Source organism: Xanthomonas euvesicatoria pv. euvesicatoria (assembly GCF_020880415.1).
In the GTDB taxonomy this organism is placed as follows: domain Bacteria; phylum Pseudomonadota; class Gammaproteobacteria; order Xanthomonadales; family Xanthomonadaceae; genus Xanthomonas; species Xanthomonas euvesicatoria.
Window position 1 is genome coordinate 1 of record NZ_JAJIUJ010000120.1, and the last position, 20,396, is coordinate 20,396.

The 20,396-nt window shown below is 60.0% G+C and carries 15 protein-coding genes; 6 read left to right on the top strand and 9 right to left on the bottom strand.

Going from position 1 to position 20,396, the window contains the following annotated elements; genetic code table 11:
- The first annotated feature begins 525 nt into the window (after positions 1-525).
- The 6 genes from flhF to LN450_RS22355 are packed head-to-tail and all read left to right on the top strand — an operon-like array spanning position 526 to position 6,576.
- On the top strand, positions 526-2,226 hold the full coding sequence (gene flhF / locus LN450_RS22330; RefSeq protein ID WP_011347259.1) for a flagellar biosynthesis GTPase FlhF: 1,701 nt from the start codon (positions 526-528) through the stop codon (positions 2,224-2,226).
- The gene (locus LN450_RS22335; protein ID WP_005918202.1) at positions 2,213-3,097 is read left to right on the top strand and encodes a MinD/ParA family protein; all 885 of its coding nucleotides are present in this window, start codon (positions 2,213-2,215) and stop codon (positions 3,095-3,097) included. The genes flhF and LN450_RS22335 overlap by 14 nt, the downstream gene beginning before the upstream one ends.
- Entirely contained in the window at positions 3,094-3,861 is a 768-nt protein-coding gene (locus LN450_RS22340) for an RNA polymerase sigma factor FliA (protein ID WP_008576048.1), read from the top strand. The genes LN450_RS22335 and LN450_RS22340 overlap by 4 nt, the downstream gene beginning before the upstream one ends.
- 35 nt (positions 3,862-3,896) lie before the next feature.
- Complete coding sequence (gene cheY / locus LN450_RS22345) at positions 3,897-4,289, top strand: chemotaxis response regulator CheY (protein ID WP_002813536.1); 393 nt, start codon at positions 3,897-3,899, stop codon at positions 4,287-4,289.
- Positions 4,289-4,915: a protein phosphatase CheZ gene (locus tag LN450_RS22350; protein ID WP_005918195.1), complete on the top strand. Its 627-nt coding sequence runs from the start codon at positions 4,289-4,291 to the stop codon at positions 4,913-4,915. The genes cheY and LN450_RS22350 overlap by 1 nt, the downstream gene beginning before the upstream one ends.
- Before the next feature lie 2 nt (positions 4,916-4,917).
- Positions 4,918-6,576, top strand: coding sequence for a chemotaxis protein CheA (locus LN450_RS22355; protein ID WP_011347258.1), 1,659 nt, complete (start codon positions 4,918-4,920; stop codon positions 6,574-6,576).
- A gap of 248 nt (positions 6,577-6,824) precedes the next feature.
- Here the strand turns inward: LN450_RS22355 and LN450_RS22360 are convergent, their stop codons facing one another.
- From LN450_RS22360 to LN450_RS22400, 9 genes are all read right to left on the bottom strand, one after another.
- Positions 6,825-8,303 (bottom strand): XVIPCD domain-containing protein, encoded by a 1,479-nt coding sequence (locus tag LN450_RS22360; protein WP_011347257.1) that lies wholly within the window; start codon positions 8,301-8,303, stop codon positions 6,825-6,827.
- Positions 8,304-8,318: 15 nt separating this feature from the next.
- Positions 8,319-8,936 (bottom strand): hypothetical protein, encoded by a 618-nt coding sequence (locus LN450_RS22365; RefSeq protein WP_011347256.1) that lies wholly within the window; start codon positions 8,934-8,936, stop codon positions 8,319-8,321.
- Between the two features lie 86 nt (positions 8,937-9,022).
- Positions 9,023-9,439, bottom strand: a complete 417-nt coding sequence (locus tag LN450_RS22370) for a SymE family type I addiction module toxin (RefSeq protein WP_011347255.1) — start codon at positions 9,437-9,439, stop codon at positions 9,023-9,025.
- Positions 9,436-9,705: a hypothetical protein gene (locus tag LN450_RS22375; RefSeq protein ID WP_228885107.1), complete on the bottom strand. Its 270-nt coding sequence runs from the start codon at positions 9,703-9,705 to the stop codon at positions 9,436-9,438. Before LN450_RS22375 ends, LN450_RS22370 begins: the two co-directional genes overlap by 4 nt.
- A gap of 967 nt (positions 9,706-10,672) precedes the next feature.
- Positions 10,673-13,906, bottom strand: coding sequence for a hypothetical protein (locus LN450_RS22380; protein ID WP_039416936.1), 3,234 nt, complete (start codon positions 13,904-13,906; stop codon positions 10,673-10,675).
- A gap of 402 nt (positions 13,907-14,308) precedes the next feature.
- Positions 14,309-15,139 (bottom strand): hypothetical protein, encoded by an 831-nt coding sequence (locus LN450_RS22385; protein WP_011347253.1) that lies wholly within the window; start codon positions 15,137-15,139, stop codon positions 14,309-14,311.
- Positions 15,140-15,180: 41 nt separating this feature from the next.
- The gene (locus LN450_RS22390) at positions 15,181-16,218 is read right to left on the bottom strand and encodes a PIN domain-containing protein (RefSeq protein WP_011347252.1); all 1,038 of its coding nucleotides are present in this window, start codon (positions 16,216-16,218) and stop codon (positions 15,181-15,183) included.
- 313 nt (positions 16,219-16,531) lie between these two features.
- Positions 16,532-16,849 carry a hypothetical protein gene (locus tag LN450_RS22395; protein ID WP_011347251.1) on the bottom strand — a complete coding sequence of 106 codons (318 nt, stop codon included), beginning with the start codon at positions 16,847-16,849 and terminating at the stop codon, positions 16,532-16,534.
- A 244-nt stretch (positions 16,850-17,093) separates the two neighbouring features.
- Positions 17,094-20,249, bottom strand: a complete 3,156-nt coding sequence (locus tag LN450_RS22400) for a TonB-dependent receptor (protein ID WP_170808544.1) — start codon at positions 20,247-20,249, stop codon at positions 17,094-17,096.
- Positions 20,250-20,396 lie beyond the last annotated feature (147 nt).

Here is a 20,396-nt window from a genome sequence, read left to right on the forward strand (position 1 = left end):
TTTACCGGACAGCCCGTCGCGCCCAAGTGCGCTCCTAGCCAGCCCTTCCGACGCCCGGCCGACATGCCAGCCAGCGATGGATACCTGCCGCAACCGACCACCGCACCCGGCGTCGGAAAGCCGCCACCGGCCCGGATCTCCAATCGATTGCATGGCGCTGGCCGCTGCGAGGCGTTCCCGATGCGCCCGGCTAGACGTCCGGCCTGCGAGTGCAGCGGTCCGCAGAAAGACGCCAGCGCCGCACCGCCCCGGAAAAACGTCAATCGATTCAGTGACTTGACACCTTCCAACCGGGCCAGACGCACAGCGCCCACCCCGCCCTGATGCTCCGGCGCCCCGCGCCGGAACCCTGGCACCGCGTTTTGGCACACCGCATGCATTAGCTCTGCCGAGACCACAGCCAGCACCACCGCTGCGGAACTGGACGAACGAACGGGACAGGCAACTCATGACGCTGGCAACACACCCACATTCATCGCACACCCGTCCGGCGTCCGGCGGGTCCCGTTCCTGGAGGCACTTCGTATGAAGATCAAACGCTTTGTCGCCCCGGACATGCGCACCGCATTCCGCATGGTGCGTGAAGAACACGGCCCGGACGCGGTGATCCTGTCCAACCGTCGCACCGCCGAAGGCATCGAGATCGTCGCTGCCAGCAATTACGACGAAGAGCTCGTGCAGCGCGCCCTGGAAACCGCGCGCTCCGACACCCCGGCCCCCGCACAGCACCAGCAGGCTCCCGCTCAGCCGGCGCCTGCCCCGCAAGCCCCGGCCAGGCCCGCTGCACCGGTGCACGCCCTGCTCAAGCCGTCTGCCGACGCCGAGGCAAGCCAGCGCCAGCGCGTCGCCAGCGCCGCCGACGACATGATTGCCGCCATGGCGCTGCGCCAGCCGGTCAGCGTGCCGCGCCAGGCGCCGGTCGCCGCGCCGGTGCGTACCGCCAGCATCCCTTCGCCCGCTGCCCAGGCACTCGCCCACGCGGTTGCCGTCACCGCCGCGCCGCGCCAGGAACACGCGCTGTCGGCCGTACCGGAACAGTTGTTCGCCGACTTTTTGACCACTGCACCGGTGCAGCGCCCGGCCGTCCCGGCCACGGCGGTGCAGGCGCCCGCGCCGGTCGCGGCGGCAACGGTCACCGCCCCGGCGTTTGCTGCCGCAGGCCAGGACGACGACGCCTTCGCCGATGAAGCCGACTTCGATCTGGACGACGCACTTCCGCAGATCCTGCCGCCGGCCGCGCTGCCGCCGATCGTGGTCGCCCCGCCCGCCCCCGCTGCGCTGGCCGCAGTGCCGGTGGCGGCCGCGCCGATCCCGCAGAACGACGAAGAACTCAAGCAACTGCGTGGCGAGCTGGCGCTGATGCGGCAGATGATCGAGCGCGAAATGAACCGCCTCACCGACGAGCGCCTGCGTGGCTCGCCGGTGCGCGCCCAGGCGCTGGAACTGATGGACGACTACGGCTTCGACGCCGGCCTGACCCGCGATATCGCCCTGCAGATCCCGGCCGATACCGAATTGCACCGTGGCCGCGGCCTGATGCTGGGCTTGCTGTCCAAGCGGTTGCCGGTGTCCCCGGTCGACCCGCTGGAACGTGGCGGCGTCATCGCCCTGGTCGGCCCGACCGGCGCCGGCAAGACCACCACCATCGCCAAGCTCGCCCAGCGCTTTGCCGCCCAGCACGCCCCGCGCGACGTGGCCCTGGTCACCACCGACACCCAGCGCGTGGGCGGCCGCGAACAGCTGCACAGCTACGGCCGCCAGCTCGGCATCGCGGTGCACGAGGCCGACAGCGCCGAAAGCCTGCTGGACCTGCTCGAGCGCCTGCGCGACTACAAGCTGGTGCTGATCGACACCGCCGGCATGGGCCAGCGCGACCGCGCCCTGGCCGCCCAGCTGAACTGGCTGCGTGCCGCCCAGCAGGTCACCTCGCTGCTGGTACTGCCTGCCAACGCCCATTTTTCCGACCTCGACGAGGTCGTACGCCGCTTCGCCCACGCCAAGCCCCAAGGCGTGGTGCTGACCAAACTCGACGAGACCGGCCGCTTCGGCAGCGCCTTGTCGGTGGTGGTCGACCACCAAATGCCCATCACCTGGGTGACTGACGGACAGCGGGTCCCTGACGACCTGCACCGCGCCAATGCCGCCAGTCTCGTTCTTCGCCTTGAAGATTTGCGGCGCGCTGCCGATAAGCCCTGTACTCCGGAGCACAACCATGCAGTCGCGTGAATACGCCAAGCTGACCAACGCCTTCCCCCTGTCGGCGACCCGTCCCGAGCCTTTGGGCCCGGTGCGCACCATTGCCGTGACCGGTGGCAAGGGCGGCGTGGGGAAAACCAACATCTCCGCCAACCTGGCCGTGGCGCTTGCCGACATGGGCAAACGCACGCTGCTGCTGGACGCCGACCTCGGCCTGGCCAACCTGGACGTGGTGCTGGGCCTGGCGCCCAAGTACACCCTGGCCGACCTGATTGCCGGCCGTTGCACGCTCGATGAAGTCATCATCGAAGGCCCCGGCGGCGTGCTGGTGGTGCCGGCCGCCTCCGGTCGCCGCCACATGGCCGAACTGGCCCCGGCCCAGCACATCGGCCTGGTCAACGTGTTCTCCGAACTGGAACGCGACCTGGACGTGATGGTCATCGATACCGCCGCCGGCATCACCGACAGCGTGCTGACCTTCTGCCAGGCCGCCCAGGACACCGTGGTGGTGGTCTGCGACGAGCCGGCCTCGATCACCGACGCCTACGCGCTGATCAAGGTGCTCTCGCGCGAACGCGGCGTGGACCGCCTGCAGATCATCGCCAACATGGTGCGCGACCCCAACGAAGGTCGCTTGCTGTACGACAAGCTCTCGCGCGTGTGCGAAAAGTTCCTCGGCGATGTGTCGCTGAACTATCTCGGCCATGTGCCGCAGGACGACTGGCTGCGCCTGTCGGTGCAGCGCCAGCAACCGGTCATCAAGGCCTACCCCGCCAGTCCGTCGGCGCAGGCCATCGCCGAAATCGCACGCCGTACCTCGCGCTGGCAGGCCCCGACCGTGCCGCGCGGCAACGTCGAGTTCTTTGTCGAACGCATCATCCAACGGGGAGTGGCCGCATGAGCACCGCTACCGCAACCACGGCCAGCGCGCAGTACCGCGCCGTGCAGCGCAACAACGCCAACGACGTGGTGACCCAGCACGCCGACCTGGTCCGCCGCATCGCCCACCATCTGGCGGCGCGCCTGCCGGCCAGCGTGGAAGTGGACGACCTGATCCAGGCCGGCATGATCGGCCTGATCGAAGCCTCGCGCAGCTACGACTCCGAACAGGGCGCTTCGTTCGAAACCTATGCCTCGATCCGCATCCGCGGCTCGATGATCGACGAGATTCGCAGGGGCGACTGGGTGCCGCGTTCGGTGCACCGCCGCGCCCGCGACGCTGCCGCCGCCGTGCGCAAGATCGAACAGAACACCGGCCGCGCCGCCGCCGCCACCGAAGTGGCCGCCGCGATGGAAATGCCGCTGCCCGATTACCTGCGTCTGATGGAAGATGCCGCACGTGGCCAGGTGCTGAGCCTGGAATCGCGCATCGAAGATCACGGCGAGCTGGACACCACCGCCAAGGGTGGCCCCAACCCGCAGCAGATGATGGAGCGTGGCGAATTCGGCCGGGAGCTGGGCAAGGCCATCGGCCAACTGCCCGAGCGCGAGCAGCTGGTGCTGTCGCTGTACTACGAACAGGAATTGAACCTGAAGGAAATCGGCGCCGTGCTGGGCGTCAGCGAATCGCGCGTGTGCCAGATCCATGGCCAGGCGGTGGTGCGTTTGCGTGGCCGCCTCAAAGTCTTCGAACTGGCCGATGCCGGCGTCGAAGTCGACGACTGAATTTTTCGCGTAATTTTTCGTGTTAGGAGCTTGATGTGAACAAGAACATGCGGATCCTGATCGTGGACGACTTCTCGACGATGCGACGTATCGTCAAGAATCTGTTGGGCGATCTCGGCTTCACCAATACCGCAGAGGCCGAAGACGGCAACAGCGCCCTGGCGGCATTGCGTGCCGGCCCGTTCGATTTCGTGGTCACCGACTGGAACATGCCCGGCATGACCGGCATCGACCTGCTGCGCAACATCCGCGCCGACGCCAAGCTCAAGCACCTGCCGGTGATGATGGTGACCGCCGAAGCCAAGCGCGAGCAGATCATCGAAGCGGCCCAGTGCGGCGTGAACGGCTACATCATCAAGCCGTTCACCGCCCAGACGCTGGAAGAAAAGCTGGGCAAGGTGTTCGAACGTCTGGCGGCAACCGCCTGATGAACGCGACCATGGAAACCGATGCCGAACGTGCCGCGTTGATCGAGCGTCTGCAGAACGCACTCGATGCACTGGAAAGCGGTGACCAGGTCGCCTGGCGTCGCGAGGTGGATCATCTCGCCGCCCTGCGCACGCGCCCGATGATGCAGAGCCTGAGCCGGCTCGCCCGCGAACTCGGCCAGGCGCTGGGCGAGCTGCCCACCATCCCTGAAGAAGCCGGCGAACTGGACGATGCCTGCTCGCGCCTGGACCACGTGGTGGAAATGACCGAAAAGGCCAGCCATCGCACGCTGGATCTGGTCGAAGAATGCCGCGAGCTAGCCAACCAGCTGCGCAACGGCGGGCTCAATCAGGACCAGGGCGCGCTGCTGGAAAAGATGCGCCACAACCTGACCGAGCTGTCGCTGGCGCAGAGCTACCAGGACCTGAGCGGCCAGATCATCCGGCGCGTGGCCGGTATCGTGCGGCGCGTGCACGAAGGCTTCGGTGCGCTCGGCCTGCCGCCGAAGAACATCGAACCGAAGAAAGACGACGGCGGTCTTGCCGGTCCTGCAGTCAAGGGCCTGGACCGTCACGCGGTGTCGCAGGACGATGCCGACGACCTGCTGTCCGGATTGGGGCTGTAACCATGAGTGCTGTTCCAGACGATATTGCTGCCGATTTCATCGTCGAGGCCCAGGAAATCCTGGATCGCCTCGGCGAACAGCTGGTCTCGCTGGAACAGGCGCCAGAAGAAGCCGACCAGCTCAACGCGGTGTTCCGCGGCTTCCACACGCTCAAGGGCGGCGCCGGCTTTCTGGCGATCAAGCCCATGGTGGAGCTGTGCCACGCCGCTGAAGAAACCTTGGGCATGGCGCGCTCGGGCCAGGCGGTGCTGCAGGCGCATCACTTCGATGCCGCGCAACAATCGCTGGATTATCTGCAGGCCATGCTGGATGCCATGGGCTCGGGCGAAGCCGTGCCGCACGCACCGGCCACGTTGATCGCGCAGTTCGACGCCAAGAGCGCCCCGCCGGCGGTCAAGGCCGCGCCGCAGGCGGCCGCGGCCAAGCCGGTTGCCGCCGCACACGGCGACGATGCGCATGCGCCCGCCCCCAAGGCGGCCGGCAAGGGCGCGGCCAAGACCGGCGCCGAAGCCGAACAGACCGTGCGCGTGGACACCAAGCGCCTGGACGCCATCGTCAACCTGATCGGCGAACTTGTGCTCTCGCGCAACCGGCTGAAGACCTTGCGCACCCGCCTGCGCGACGAAGAACTGGACCGCGCGGTCAGCACGCTCGACATCGCCACCGCACGCCTGCAGACCGCGGTGATGCGTACCCGCATGCAGCCGGTCAGCAAGGTGTTCGCACGCTTCCCCAAGGTGGCCCGCGATGTCGCGCGCACGCTGTCCAAGGAAGTGGAACTGGAACTGATCGGCGCCGAGACGGAACTGGACCGCAACCTGGTCGAGGCCCTGGCCGACCCGCTGGTGCACCTGGTGCGCAACGCAATCGACCACGGCATCGAATCGCCGGCCCTGCGCGAAGCCACCGGCAAACCGCGCAGCGGCCATGTGCGCCTGTCGGCGCAGCAGGAAGGCGACTACGTCAGCATCGAAATCCAGGACGACGGCGCCGGCATCGACCCGGAGCGCCTGCGCGAAATCGCCCGCAACAAGGGCCTGATCGACGCCGAAGCCGCCGCGCGCCTGAGCACCGACGAGTGCTTGCATCTGATCTTCATGCCGGGCTTCTCGACCAAGGTGGAAGTCACCGACATCTCCGGCCGTGGCGTGGGCATGGACGTGGTGCAGTCGCGTATCCGCGAACTCAGCGGGCAGATCCAGATCCAGTCCGAACTGGGCCGCGGCAGCCGCTTCATGATCCGCGTGCCGTTGACCCTGGCGATTCTGCCGACCCTGCTGGTGCAGGCCGGCGAAGCGGTCTACGCATTGCCGCTGGCGCGCGTGGTGGAAGTGCTGCATGCACCGCAAACCTCGCTGGGCTGGTTCGACGGCCGCGCCGTGCTGGACCGCCGCTCGCACACCCTGCCGCTGATCGACCTGCGCCGCTGGCTGGGCGTACCGGCCGAACAGCCGCCGCTACTGACCGTGGTGCTGCTGCAGGCCGGCGAAACCCGCTTCGGCCTGGTGGTAGACCAGGTCCGCGGCCGCGAGGAAGTGGTGATCAAGCCCCTGCCCCGTGCCCTGCGCGGCCTGCCCGGCTACGCCGGCGCCACCCTGATCGGCGATGGCCGCATGGCGCTGATCCTGGATGTGGATGGGCTGCGTTCCAGCGATCATTGAGGTTGGGGATTCGGGATTCGGGATTGGGAGAATCGGGAATCGGGAATCGGGAATCGGGAAGACGATCCTGTTTGCCTGATCTAACGACAACGGCCGCGTACTGCGGCCGTTGTCGTTTCACTACCAGCATCGCTGCTGATCTATGTCGCTACGCGCAAGCATGGGCGCGATGGTTTAGCGACGGCCAGGCTGCCGTGGAAGTGAACCTGGAACCGTTATTTGGACCTCGTTATCTTGTTGCGAAACACTCAGCGCGTCATCGACGGACCAGCCTGGCTGACGGCTTGCTGGGACTGCTCCAGCGCCTGCTGCTGTTCGCGCGCCTGAGCCTGAGTCTGGTTGATTGCCTGCAGGCGATCGAACGACTGGGTCTCTGGTGTCTGCACGGCGTCCATGGTCGACATATGGGCACGCTGGTGAGCCGGGTCGTTGAGGGCGCCCTGAACGACGAAGACCTTCTCGCCGCCCGCCAGCTGAGCCGTTGGGTTGTTGAGCACCACATGATCCACCCGCGACAACCCTTCCTCTTTTGCCAGCGCAAGCAGGCTAGCTGTCATGCGCTCGCTCGATGCATCCCACTGCCTGCCATGTGCGCTATCGAGCTTTTGCACCCCGTCTTTGATCTGCTGGTACAGCGGGTGATCCGCATGGCCTGGATCTGACGGAAGAAGGTGAAGTGACGTCCCTTGCGATGGGGATTCACGTGCACGGAGCTCCTGCTCCAGCTCTTGTGCAGAGATCGGCGAGACATGCAGATGAGTGTTCTTGCTGTGCTGGAACAAGCCCGGCGTCGGGGGCTGGGTGCTGCTATCCAGGTAAGGCATCGGGCGCGTATTGCTGCCCAGGTCAATACCATTGCGTTCTAGTGCATCCTCTTTGAGACCAAGCCGCTGCAGGTTAAAGATCATCGGTTGCTCAGGCGTGCCCTGCTGCGCCTTATTGTAGTGACGCTCAAAGATCGCTGCGGTGCCGATGACCCAAGGTCCGTAGTGGTTGTGATAGTCAGATAGGCCGCCATAACCGATCTGCGTATCCTGTGCTGGTTTATCGAAATAGTTGACACCCATTGCCTCGATATTTGCCGGCGTGGCTGACATGGTCAAATCTTGATTCAAGGAAAGATTTGGCTTTAAGGTGTAGACGAGACCTTGGCTTCCCGCAGCGGTATCGATGAAGTCACGCATCCGTCCTGGGGCCGCACGATAGATATCCTCCAAGGTCGGCTGAGGTGTACTGCCCTTCACCCTGCTGAGGGTGGCGTTCCAACCCGCGATCTCTGCACGTGATTCATCCTCACGGTTGCTAGCAATGACCTTTTCAGCGGCTGACGTATAGTCGTGTGTGGTGCGCGCAATCGTACGAGCCTCAGTCATGAATTGCTGCCTTGCAGCCTCCGCATCCGGACTGAAGGTGCTGTGCTGCAACTCGTGGCCAAGGACGAAGGTGAGATCCCCAGCAGATGCGGGAGCAAGTCCATTGGGGCCTACCAGCTTTGTCAGTGGCAACTGGATTGAATGGCCAATGGGATCAAACGAGCCTCCAGCATGCGGATCAGTGAGAGGCTTGAAGCTGGTCACCAGCTTTTGATCAACTGCTTCGTTCAGCTGACGCGTAAGTTCCGGCGACTCGGTTAGAAGCTGCCTCAGTTGATCGACGTGAGGTTTGGTAACTCCAGGCTCATTGCCGAAATCATTCAAAACTTTCAAAGCATCAGGACTGAGTGACATGTCCGCTCCTTGGACTTAACGGATGTAGACCCATTCGACGCATTTGTGCGCCACTAACTCTTGCGGTTCCGCAGCCTCACCTCGCGGAAAGACCTCTACTCGCATTCCTGGGCGCGTAAAGAAATCACTCATCCAGCGCCCGTCTTCGACGATGTTGCGCTCACGCGCAAATCCCATCTGCTCAAGCTGCTGGGTAAAACGATCAAAGTCCAGGCGACAAATTTCGGTCATCGCAGGCGATGCACCGGCCACATTGCGATCGAAGCGGAATTCGAACCATCTGCCATCAAGCTTGGTTTCATCGACTCCAAATCCATAACTCCAATCCTTAGTGAGCGGGCCGAAGACCCGATATCGGCGTTCGTCGCCTTTCACGAACTGAACCGCCTGCCCCATCGTGGAATTCAGACGCTCGGGAGTGAAGTCGGAGATGTTCTGGCTGCCCTTGATCAACACAAGCAGCTGACCAAGCAAGCCTTCCGCAGTGGGCTTGTTAGGCGGCACAGTGGTAGGACTGGATGAATTCATGGCAGATGTCTCCGTGACGGTTGCCGCGGCTGGGGTGGCCGACGTGTGGGCGCATGCGCCCAGAGCGAGGGTGGCGAGCAAGGCGTAGAGGGGGCGCGCGATCATGAAGCGTCCGTTGTGCGCTGGTGTGGCTGCGACGCTAGTGGTATCGGGCACCGAGGTCAATCGCAAGGCTTCTCGCAGCCGCCGCATCATCGCCGCACGCTACGCGCCTTGGCCGGCACTTCCACCGGCGGCAACACCTCCATCAGCAGCTGCCCTTCGCTCGCGGTGATGCGCAGCTTGGTGCCGATGGCAAAGCCCAATTGTTCCAGCCATAGGCCGCTGAGGCGGACATGGGGCACGTGCTGGTCGCCGGCGTGGTCGTGGGCGCCGGGGTAATGGGTGTAGCTAACGGTGCATTGACGCGGGCGGCGGGCGCGGCGGGGTGCGCGTAGCGTGCCGGGGCCTTGCTGGGAGGCGTCCGGGTCGGGCGGCAGCATCGGTGGCAGCTTGCTGCGGTCGGGTTCCACAACAACCCACTGCACCCGCTTGGGCGGCGTGGGGCGCGTACGCGTGCGGGTGGGCCGTGCGCTGGCAGTTGCCGTGGGTGGGCGGCGGCGTGTCATGGCGCCTCCGGCTGGTGGCGGGTGATGGTTGCAGCGACGTACTGCTGCAATAGCACAGCCCTGCGTGCCGACAGGCGGCGCGAGGTGTGCGGCAATACACCGAGCTGGCGACTCAGCGGATGCGCGGTATGGTCTCTCGCCTGCTCAATAGCTGTGCTTGCGTCGAGCCTGCGCAGCACCTCGCCCATATCCCACCGCAAGCGGTGAGCGGAAGCTGGCAACAGATCAACCGGCACAGATGCCGGCATGGATAATGCGGTAGACATGGCAACGCCCTCCTGGAACAACCCAAGAACCGCCACCAACGGCGACGGGATGTCGGGAGGTTCGAAACCGCACGTAGCCGGCGGGCATATTCCCCTTGCGGGTGTTGTATTAGCCGCCCTCCCGACGCAGGCATTGCGTCGGCTTGTACCTGCAGGATGCAGGCACAAAAAACCCACCGGTTTGACGGAGGTGGGTACCGCTACGTGAGGAGTTTCGACGCTCCTTGGGACTAGATTGCAAGTACACGGTCTGGCGTGTCAATACACGCTGGCGGGTCTCGCGTGGCTGTGGCGCCGCTGGCGCAGTTCCATACGGGCTACGCAAGCCGAGCGCCGTCACCTGATAAGTGCACGTGACCTATCACGGTCAAGGCCATGCTGCGTGGAATTGAACCTGGAACCATTATTTGGAACCGTTATTTGCTTTTGTGATCAAACCCCTACCCCACGCGCTGCGCGGCCTACCCCGGCTACGCTGGCGCCACCCTGATCGGCGAGGACCGCATGGCACTGATCCTGGACGTGGATGAATTGCGCTCCAGCGATCATTGATCTTTGGAATCGGGAATCGTCAGACGGTCTCCCGGCTGCCTTATCTAACGACAACGGCCGCGTACTAGAGCCGTTGTCGTTTAACTACCAGCATCGCTACCGATCTATGTCGCTACGCGCGCAGGCATGGGCGCGATGATTTCGCGGCGGTTAGGCTGCCGTGGAACTGAATCTGGAACCGTTATTTCCTAGAACTGGTGCCCACTTGAATTTAAGTGCACACCATGTCTGGGCTTTGCAGGGTTGGGTAGATGACTTGGCCGGACGCATACGATTTGACCGGTCCGCTGGCCGACCCTGACCGGCAGGAATCGGCCAGAAGCGGAGACTAGGACCAATATCAACCAAGTGCGTCGTTCGTTGCAAAGGCATAAAGCGCCCCAGGCGCCATTGATCGGACGCCTAAGGCAGGTTGCTAGTCATTATCCGGCCGAAATGAACGAAGCTTCGCCAACGCACGGCTGATTGGAAGATTTTCCGTACCTGCCGGAATAAGGATATCGTCATCAGGCTGGATCGCCGAAATCTCCTGGTCGTTTTCATCGATCTCCCAGGCATTCATGACGACGATGCCAGAAGTTATTAGATGGCTAACGAGCATCCCTTTGGAATTCATCGTAGCAACATGACACCTCTTATGTATTTCGTAATCTTTCAAAAATCTGTCAATATTTTCAGAAGAACTCGGCGTCATGGTATGTAGCCTAGAAAGCGCCGTTTGGACTTTCGAAGATCTGTCATCAGATCGATCAAAATTACTTGTAACAGCCACACGATAATGCGCAGCATTTTTCCTATTAATGCCTCGTATCAATGCGATGCGCAACGCATTACTGGGATCTTTTTCTCCGATGGTTTTTGCGATGTTCTCGAATATCTTATGCCCAACGGCGACATTCTCGAAGGCGAACATCAGCACTGGAGTTTCGCCTTCGCATGTTTGAAAGCCTAAGCCCTTCCAGCCGGCTTGACTCCACAGGCCCTCCTGAATGAGAGAAACTACTTTAATCTCTCTATGCTTCATTGTAGAAAACTGGAACGGATGTTTTGGACGTTCCTCAGGCACATCAGATTTAGGCGGCCAATCCATAGCCTCTATATTATGGTGCTCAAACCAAGCTACGTGCCGAGTTGGCTTGTACAATTCGAAGGTAGCATCCTGATGAGATCCGACGCCTGGGACAGCATCACGCCCCAAGAAATAGCCGTCTAGACCTATATTGCAGTTAAAGACAACTGCTCGCTCCAGGGCTTTGTCGTCTCGAAGCATCTCTTCGAATTTCGACCAGCCAATTTGAGGGCAAATGATGGACACAAATTGAAGGCAGAATTCACTATAGAATTTACTGATCGCGTCTCGTTTTTCGTCGGTCAAATTGGCGATGCTGAACGGCGAGCACAGGATCTCTGCAGAGGTTACCTGCGCAGCAGTATCAAAACTATGCTGCAGTATGAAGTTATCCTCATCTTCCAATAAGATATCAATATTCACTGCGGGCACAGTAGCGGCTGTATGGCCTGCCATCATCGGTGCGCAGAAACTCTCTAATACAGCCATCAATTGCTGCGCTAACTCGATACATGGAGATTTCACAGGGAAGGACACAGACACCTTACAGCCCAAGATGTAGGAACTTATGGTTGTCCAGCGATCCAGATATAGGTCGATATGGGCCACCGGTGCCCCCATGTCAATACTGCGCCACATATTCATAAAGTTAAGATCAATTAGCTCACCCTCAGGCCCCGCTTTATCTTCATGGCCTAAGCAAACCAATAGCGCATCTGCACTGAGCCCTAGATCCAACTGATTCAGCTTGTCCGGTAACCAGGCTATCCTTTCAATGTCTGAAAAATTGGCATTGAGAAACAGCTTACCAATCAGAACTTCATAATTCATTTTATGATTTTCTGTCCACGGATTTTCATCCAGCGTTTGAGAAGCCAGTTGAGCTAAGTGATACCAAGTCAAAGACTGCCCTACGCGACCTAGTTGACCTTCAATCCACATGAGTCGTTGGTAAATAGCAGCTTGCTTGGCACTGCTTCGCTGTTCCTTCAGCGCGTCAGTGGTGACTACATAAGCTGCCATCAGCGCTGCTCCTCGCGCAGCCCACAGCAGGCCCTGCTTGTCGTATGCATTGGACAACATGTAAAGGGCAGCGAAGACTTCCGTCTTACTTTCACTGCTGTACAGCCCATACAGAGATAACCCGAAGCACTTGATCGCCCTGTAGTAATCCTTTTTATCGCTGCTCAGCGCTCCTCGCCTCAGATACTTATCCGCCCTAATCCGGCTATCTTCCCGCGCACCGGCATCATCAATGAGTTTATCCATCAGGTCTTCATAAGCTTTGAGATCTCCGAAGGCCACATCGAGAGCTTCCAGCAAGTTGACGAGACGAGCCATAGGGTAGCCAATCAGCTTATGGGCGCTATCAGCGATTTTGCTCAGCGACCGGAAGGTGTTATTGGCTTGCTCCTCATTTTCGGCAACCAGCAGATCCAGAAGCGCCAAAGATGTCTTGGCTTGTAGTGCGCCGCTGATCATATCCGCGTCGTTGGCTATCAAGTTCAATCTCTCTCGAATGGTGGTCTCTAGGGAATCCACATCGAGGGTGCACTTACCGTCTCGATGAGTGGTGACTACTAGATTGAACAAAGTTACGACTCTCTCCCATACCTCAACGTTTTCGGTCTCTTGGGCCACGCCGAGTGCTTTCTCAAAGGATTCCTCAAAGAGTTCGGTATTTTCCAGCCACCAGTACGCGGCCCATGTCAGCTGATAAAGGGCATCGAAATGTTGCCTATGGGTACCAAACTTTTTCGCTATCCTCACAGCGATATTGAACTGATGCTCAACAGCAGCGGCATCCCGTTCCAGCTCTTTGCAGATGATGGCGCGCTTGGTGTAGAGGTCGACCTGGGAAAGCGTCAAGTGGCCTGGATCTTCGATTTTGTCGATCTGACTTTCGATCTCTGTTAGCTGGATTTGCTTGTCAGCGTCGAACGGGCCGATCTGGATTTTGCTCTCAATATTGCCGGTGAGACCTAAGTGATCGATGGCAAGGTGCTGGTTCTTGGGCTGCAGCGTTTTATCAAGCAGCCAGGTTCGATCGTAGATGGTCACCTTGATGCCATGCTTTTTCGAAAGGTCGTCCTGAAGCTGCGCCCTCAGGCTGTTCTTGATGAACCGGCTGGAGACACAGAAGATACGGACGTACCCACGTCCAGTGGACATGATGCTCTCGACATCTTTCGTGCATTTTGTCTTCCAGTCTTTCTGCGTGCTAACACCAAATGCCCATCGCTGGGACTCCGGAGCCTCGTTTAGCCCCCAGAAGAAAGCGATTTGGCTGGAGACAGGATACGTCTCGGTGTCAGTTTTACCGTCGTTACCTGCTGTTGGCCCGGTCTGAGGAACCAGGTTGGGACAGATTTCTCGCTCACAAAGCTTGCGTACGAATATCTCGAACTCAAGCTCTTGGCTTCGATTGTTCAGGGTATCGAAATGGTACTCCAGCATGGAGCGGTCGATAGTCGACTCATGTAGCTTTAAAGAGTCCGAGAATTGCTCTGGACGTCTCGCTCGCAGGTAGTCTTGCGGCTTAGGGCCAGTAATCTTGGAAGCCAATTGTTCCTTGTCCATCATCCACTCCTGAAATGACCAATAGCATCGCACGGCTACGATCAACGCTCTGGCCCTAGGCCAAAATTGGGCTCGACGTCGCGGTGGTGTGCGATTCATGAGAAATAACGGTCCCAGGTTCACTTCTCTCAGCGAACTGTGAGTCAAGCGCAACATCGCCGATCAGTTCGATTGAAGAAGGTTGCGAGACAACGCTATGGTCAGCCACAGCGACAGCGTTCGCAACAGGGAATGCAAACAATGGTTCCGCGTTCACTTATTTCGTAATCACAAGAGCGGCTCCAGGTCACCTACCCCCGTTATTTGCTAGCGACACCAGCTTGTTAGAAGTGAATCTGACTCCATTATTTCCCATTCTCCTAGCAACATCATGGTGTCTGCACCATTCCCGATGATAAACATCTATTCGTTTTCCATCACCCTTTCATAGGTACAGCCCCGCCTGACAGCGGCCTCTTGGATTGTGAACTTCGGTCCTAACTCAATCTGTAGCGCATGCATACGCAGACCAAAGAAATCGAAATGTTGAAGATCCGTCTTTAATTCTTCAATAAAAGTAGATTTGTAGGCATTTGCATCAAACCCTTGAAAAGGCACGCCAGCCATATCCAATGCAATAAAAATTCTCGAAACAGCAGAATTAAATATCGGCAATAAGTCCAAATACACCTGCTTAGTCGGATAGCGATCCTTTCTTGCTTTTTCCCACACTCTCTCGAAGGCAAGACCATTTTCAAGAGTAACGAACCTAGGCAAGGCGTTGGCTTTACCCATCTGATTAAGATAGACAGATTCACGACGCGGATCGAGGCGCTCATAAATATCTTCCAACTTGATCAAGTGCATCATAGGAGGAGGGTCGCCACCTGTTGTTCGATGCCTGGCTATCAGATACTCAGCTCCATGCAGGCGTTCTGGCTTCCCATCTAACCAAATCGATTGATGCAAGCTTTGGAACAAAGGATGATCACGATGATGGAGTGCATTACGTAGAGCAATTAGCAAACTACTATCAGGGCAGCCATGAAAATCGAATAAAACCTGCGACACGTCATACAAGGCATGAAAGCCCTCAAGGTTATGCTCGAATGCTCGGTCGAGATTGTGGATAGCCTCCTCTTGATCGATTGCGACCAAGTCTCGATAGTTGATGAAAGCCTCGCCGTAGAGCCTCATGGCATTAGCAAAACGCCCAAGAGCGCTGGCAATATTCTTTACTTTTATATCTTCCATCCGCTGCGTCTACAGGTTAAAGGGCATGACTGTCTCTGAATTCATGTGTCGAGCATGTCCCACTCATCGCCGAGGACCCAGCGTATTGCAGACAGCTTGCCGTTGATCATCCCCCACTCGAAGTCGGTCCAAGGCCCTAGCTCTTCACTGCCGAGCTCTTCTTCGGCCCTCTGCATTGCGGCGAGCATCCCTTCCCAAATCCTATCTACCACTAGGTTTCGTCGTTCTTTCGGGGAAGCTTGGTCCCAAACCTCTTTAGGCACCAACTTTTCTTTACCGCTTTCGACGCGATCAATGATGTTCCATTTCCTGTTGTACCAAACCTGCGTTGTCAGCTTACTCTCCGCCTCAAGAAGCTCAGAAAGCTGTCTGGGATCTTGGTTGTATTCACGCTCGAACCTGATCTCTTCGATCAGGTCGCTCGCGAACTCGCCGAGCAGCGCACTAAGGTTGGTTTCGTATCGCGATCTCACACCATCAAAGAGCGGAGCCAAATCGGAATGAGGGATACGCGTATCAGCCCCTTTTTGGCTGAAGTCGTGAATGTTGTGGGTTACGAAGGCGAACACGTCCTCGTCTTTACGCTCGGCTAGCGCATCAATGTAGGTCTCGATAATGATGGCATCGCCAATCCCGTTCATTTGCCGATGAAACGGGGCAATCTTAGCAATAGCTCGATCCGCCGCGCGCACCTTGATGTTATCGCTGGCCGATACAGGCGTAGTTTTCTCGAACAACTTTTCAATCAAGTCCACCGCCTCGTTCACAGCCTCTCCACCAGTTGCAACCCGGTGATCGACTTCGTTTAGCTGCTTCAGCGTGGAATCCCGCCCATCTTCAGGGCCGAATTGGATAATCGCCTCCCTAACGCGCTTGAAGTGACTGGAAAGACTGGCTCGGCTCGCAGCCATTACTCGATCTCGATTTCGCGAAAATTCCTCGATGACTATCTGAGGCATGATGAGAACCACCTCACCTCCATCAGTCATCGCGGACAGCGCGTCCAACAATGGAAGTTGGCGGTGCTCCTTTGTAAGGTCGAGCCACACCGAAGTATCAATTAGCAAATTCAAGGCCATTCGTGCCCCCATCCATTGCCCAAGCGCCTCTGCCGATTTGCTATAGCACCGAATAAATTATGCGTCATGCCATGACGATTTACATGGACACTGTTCCTTGGCGGCGAGTCTTCGCAAGCCAGCTTTTATAATGCTCCGGTGTGCCAATTCGATTTTTGCCCAATCGATGGATTGCTCCATCCCCTACCTTAGCCTCTCGATCTCGCCCGGCCTGGAAGGCCTACTTGTGTTCTGCCTCGGCCTGGCTGACATCCCGCGCCCAAGAACGGTTCCAGGTGCACTTCTTCCACAGACACATACCCCGGCAAGACCCTTAATTGTAATCGGCCAGGCATTTATCTAGTGCCTCAGTGTCCTTTGCGTCACGAATGGCACCATGAAAAATCTGGGCCGCGGCATAGCGATAGTGCCGTGTCTGATCAGCCGGCTTATCGCCATCCATCGAAATTGCGGCCATGACTCGTACGCCGTCACTTATCCGTATCTCCACTGCGTGCCTCAAAGCATGGCCCAGCTCAGAGCAAATCTTTGTGCTCTTCTTTTCCCATGCACCGGGCGCAACAACAAGTCCTGCAATACGCTTCTGGAGCGCGCCTGACGCCTGCTCAGCGGCCTGCTTGTAGGCGTCCATATTTGGCTACGCCGTCGTAGTCGATCTTGCCTTGGCCGTGTGCTGAAAATGCAGCCGGGAGCAAGAGAACCCCTGCAAATCCTTCATGTGCTTCGCTTTCCGTAGGAAGCCGAAAGCATATCTCAAGGACTCCCTGCTTCGAAATAACAGTTCCAGGTTCACTTCCACTGCAGCCAGCCAGACCGTCGCCGAACCGTCGCACCCACACCGCCACGCGGCAGGCATGGGCGCGACACATTGGGAGCTAGAACTTGTAGGTCAGCCCGAGGTACGCCAGCCGGCCTGCGTAGCCGCCGGTGTAGAAGCGGGCGCGGGTGTCTTCGCCCAGGTGCGAGCGTGACTCCTGCTTGGTCAGGTTCAGCACCGAGGCGGTGAGGCTGAGCGCCGGGGTGATGTTGTACGCCGCGTTCAGATCGATCTGGTAGTACGGCTCCTCAAAGACGTTCAACCCGTTGACCAGGCCTTGCACCAGCTCGCCGCGACGGTTGTACGAAGCGCGCAGCAGCAGGCTGTCGGTCTCGTAGAACACGGTGAGGTTGGTCTGGTTCTTGGCGCTGCCCGGCATGGAGGTCTTGCCGACCTCGGTGCCATCCTCCAGCCGCACCGCCGCCTTGCTGGCATCGTTGTAGGTGTAGTTGAACTGCACACCAAGACCGAATGGCAGCGTGTGCTGCGCGTAGAGCTCCACACCCTGCGAGACCGCGTCCTGGCCGCCGGCCTGGGTGCTGTAGTTCTGCACGGTGACCGGCTGCCCGTCGACCATCATGTTCACGTCGCTGATGACGTCGACCGCAAAGTTCTCCACGTTCTTGCGGAACAGTCCCACACCTGCCACCGAGCCCGGCTGGAAATACCATTCCAGCCCCAGGTCGAACTGGTTGGCCTTGTACGGCTCCAGGTTCTTGTTGCTGCCCGAGCCGTACCAGCCCTGCTCGCTGGCACCGCCGGTCAGGCGCCGGTCGGCCACGTACTCGGGACTGTAAAACTCCAGGCTGCCGGGCGCGGCGATGTCGTTGTAGCTGGGACGTGCGATCACCTTGGCGGCTGCCGCGCGAAGCAGCAGGTTCTCGGTCAGGTCGTAGGCCAGGTTGAAACTCGGCAGCACGTCGGTGTAGTTGCGGTCCAGCCCGCTGACCACGAACGACTCGGTGCGTTGCACGCTGTCGGCCAAACGCCAATAGCCTTCGGTGCCGCAATAGGTGTCGGCCGGGGCGCCGCCGGGCGTGGCGGCGCCCTGCTGGCAGGCCAGCGGATTGCCGTCGGCGCCGTCGAAGAAATAGTCGTTGTAGGCAGTCACCTTGTCGGTGGAAGCGGCACGCTGGCCGGTGCGCGCCACCCGCACGCCGACGTTGCCACGCAGCCGCTCGGTGTGGAAGTTGAGTTGCAGGTAGGTCGAATAGATCTCTTCGTCGACGTTGTAGACGAAGTTGTCTTCGTTGCGGGTCTGCATCGCGCCGTAGGTCTGGTTCAAATAGCCGATGTAGCCGGGGAAGTTGATCGACGGGAACGCGCTGGCGTTGAAACCACCGGCCAGGTTGTCCTGCGCGAACAGCAGGCCCGGCGAGAACTGCGTGGCGATGGCATTGCAGCGCCCGTTCCAGTAGCGGTTGTCGTAGTCGCTCGGGTCGGTGCCCGGGCACACCCAGTAGTTGTTGCCGGTATTGCGGTGGATGCCGCCGTCGCGCCGTTTGATGCCGAACTGCAGCGAGTCGAAGACCTCGCCATCGAAATGCCAGGTGGTATCGATCTGCGCGTACTGCTGCTGGTTGGTGTTGCGGGTCCAGGACGAGCCGGTCGAGCCCAGGTCGACCTGCAGGATGCCGTCGCGCAGGTTTTGCATCAGCTCCGGCGAGAAGGTCATGGACGGCGTGCCGGTCAGGTCCCAGGCGCTGGCGAAATTGCCGTTGCTCCAGCTGCCGTCGGCGTTCTGCAGGCGCGGCTTGATCGGTAAGGAAAACTGCAGCTCCGGCCCGCCCTTGGCCCAGGTGCGGCCAACCTTGAACGCCACGTCCACCTGCTCGCCACGCCATTCGCCGCCCAGGTCCACCGTCTGCGATTGCGATTTCTCGATGTTGTAGCTGCCGGTGATCTGCGGCGTCGGCACGGTGCAGTCATCCGAGCCCCAGCCGCCCGGCGGCAGGCCGGCCGCCGCGGCCTGCGCCTCGCTGCAGTAGTAGGTCTTGCCCGGACGCAGGCTGTAGGCGGCGCCAGTGACAATCGTGCCGCTGGGATCGAACTGCAGCCCGTCGAGCAGGCGCCCGCCGCGCCAGTTGCCGTCGCCGTAATAGCGGGCAATGTTCCACTCGGGAATCTTGATGGTATTGGTCTGCGAATTCTGCGACAGGTCAAAGCGGAAGTAGTTCGCGGTCAGGGTCAGGTCGTCGGTGGGCTTGAACTGCAGGGTCAGTTGCCCGCCCTTGCGCTCGCGCTCCTCGCGTTTGGCGTCCAGGCTGACCGCCGTCGGCATCATGAAACCGGTGGAGTAATTGCCGTCCTGGTTCCAGAAACCGGTGCCGCCCCACCAGTTGGCGTTGAAGTCCGACGGATTGCCGTTGACGTCGACCGCCGGGCCGCCTTCGTCGCGGCCGTACCACTGCCAGCTCTCGGTACTGGCATCGAGCGTGCGTGCGGTGCGCTTTTGCTGCGTGTAGCCAACGAAGACACCGAAGCGGTTGTCCTTGTCATGCCAGGAGTACGAACCGGAGAACTGGCCGTCGGTCTTTTTGCTGGTATCGGACCAGGTGCCCTCGGCGGAGACGAAGCCGGAATGTGGCTCCAGTTCCAGCGGGCGCCGCGTCTGCAGGATCACCGTGCCGCCGATGCCGCCTTCGTCGATGCGCGCTTCCGGCGTCTTGTAGAGCTCCGCGCTGCCCAGCAGGTTCGACGGCAGCAGCGTGTAGTTGAACGAGCGCGTCGGGTCGCCGTTGGATTCGGCGGTGGCGATGTAGTTGCCGTTCAATTCGGTCAGCACCAGCTCCGAGGACAAACCGCGCACGCTGACGTTCTTGCCCTCGCCACCGTCGCGGCTGATGACCACGCCGGGCACGCGCTGCAGCGCATCGGCCACGTTCTTGTCGGGGAACTTGCCCACGTCCTCGGCGGTGATGACATCGACCACGGCGTTGGCGTTGCGCTTTTGCTCCAGACTTTTTTCGATCGCGTAGCGGTAGCCGGTCACCGTCACCGCGTCCAGGTCCGTGGCCTGCACCGCGGCCTGGCCCGTGGACGCCGGCGTGCCGTCGGCCTGCTGGGCGGAGACAGTGGTGGAGGCGGCGCTCGCAAACAAGGCGATGGCGATACCGGCGTACAGCGTGCTGCGGTTGCGTGCGAATGGCGTGCAGTTCATTTCGGTCGTGCTCTCCCAATGGTGATCGGCCTCGGCGGCTTTGTATCGATCCAACGACCGGACAAGAACGCCGCGCGAAGTAACGCAAAAATATCCGGCACCGTTGCGGCGCCCGGTTTTCCCGGTCTTTTCTCCTCTTCTGCGCGGATGCGATTAGATCGTTCTAATGCCGTGCAAATCTAAGTAGCACAGCCCATGCGC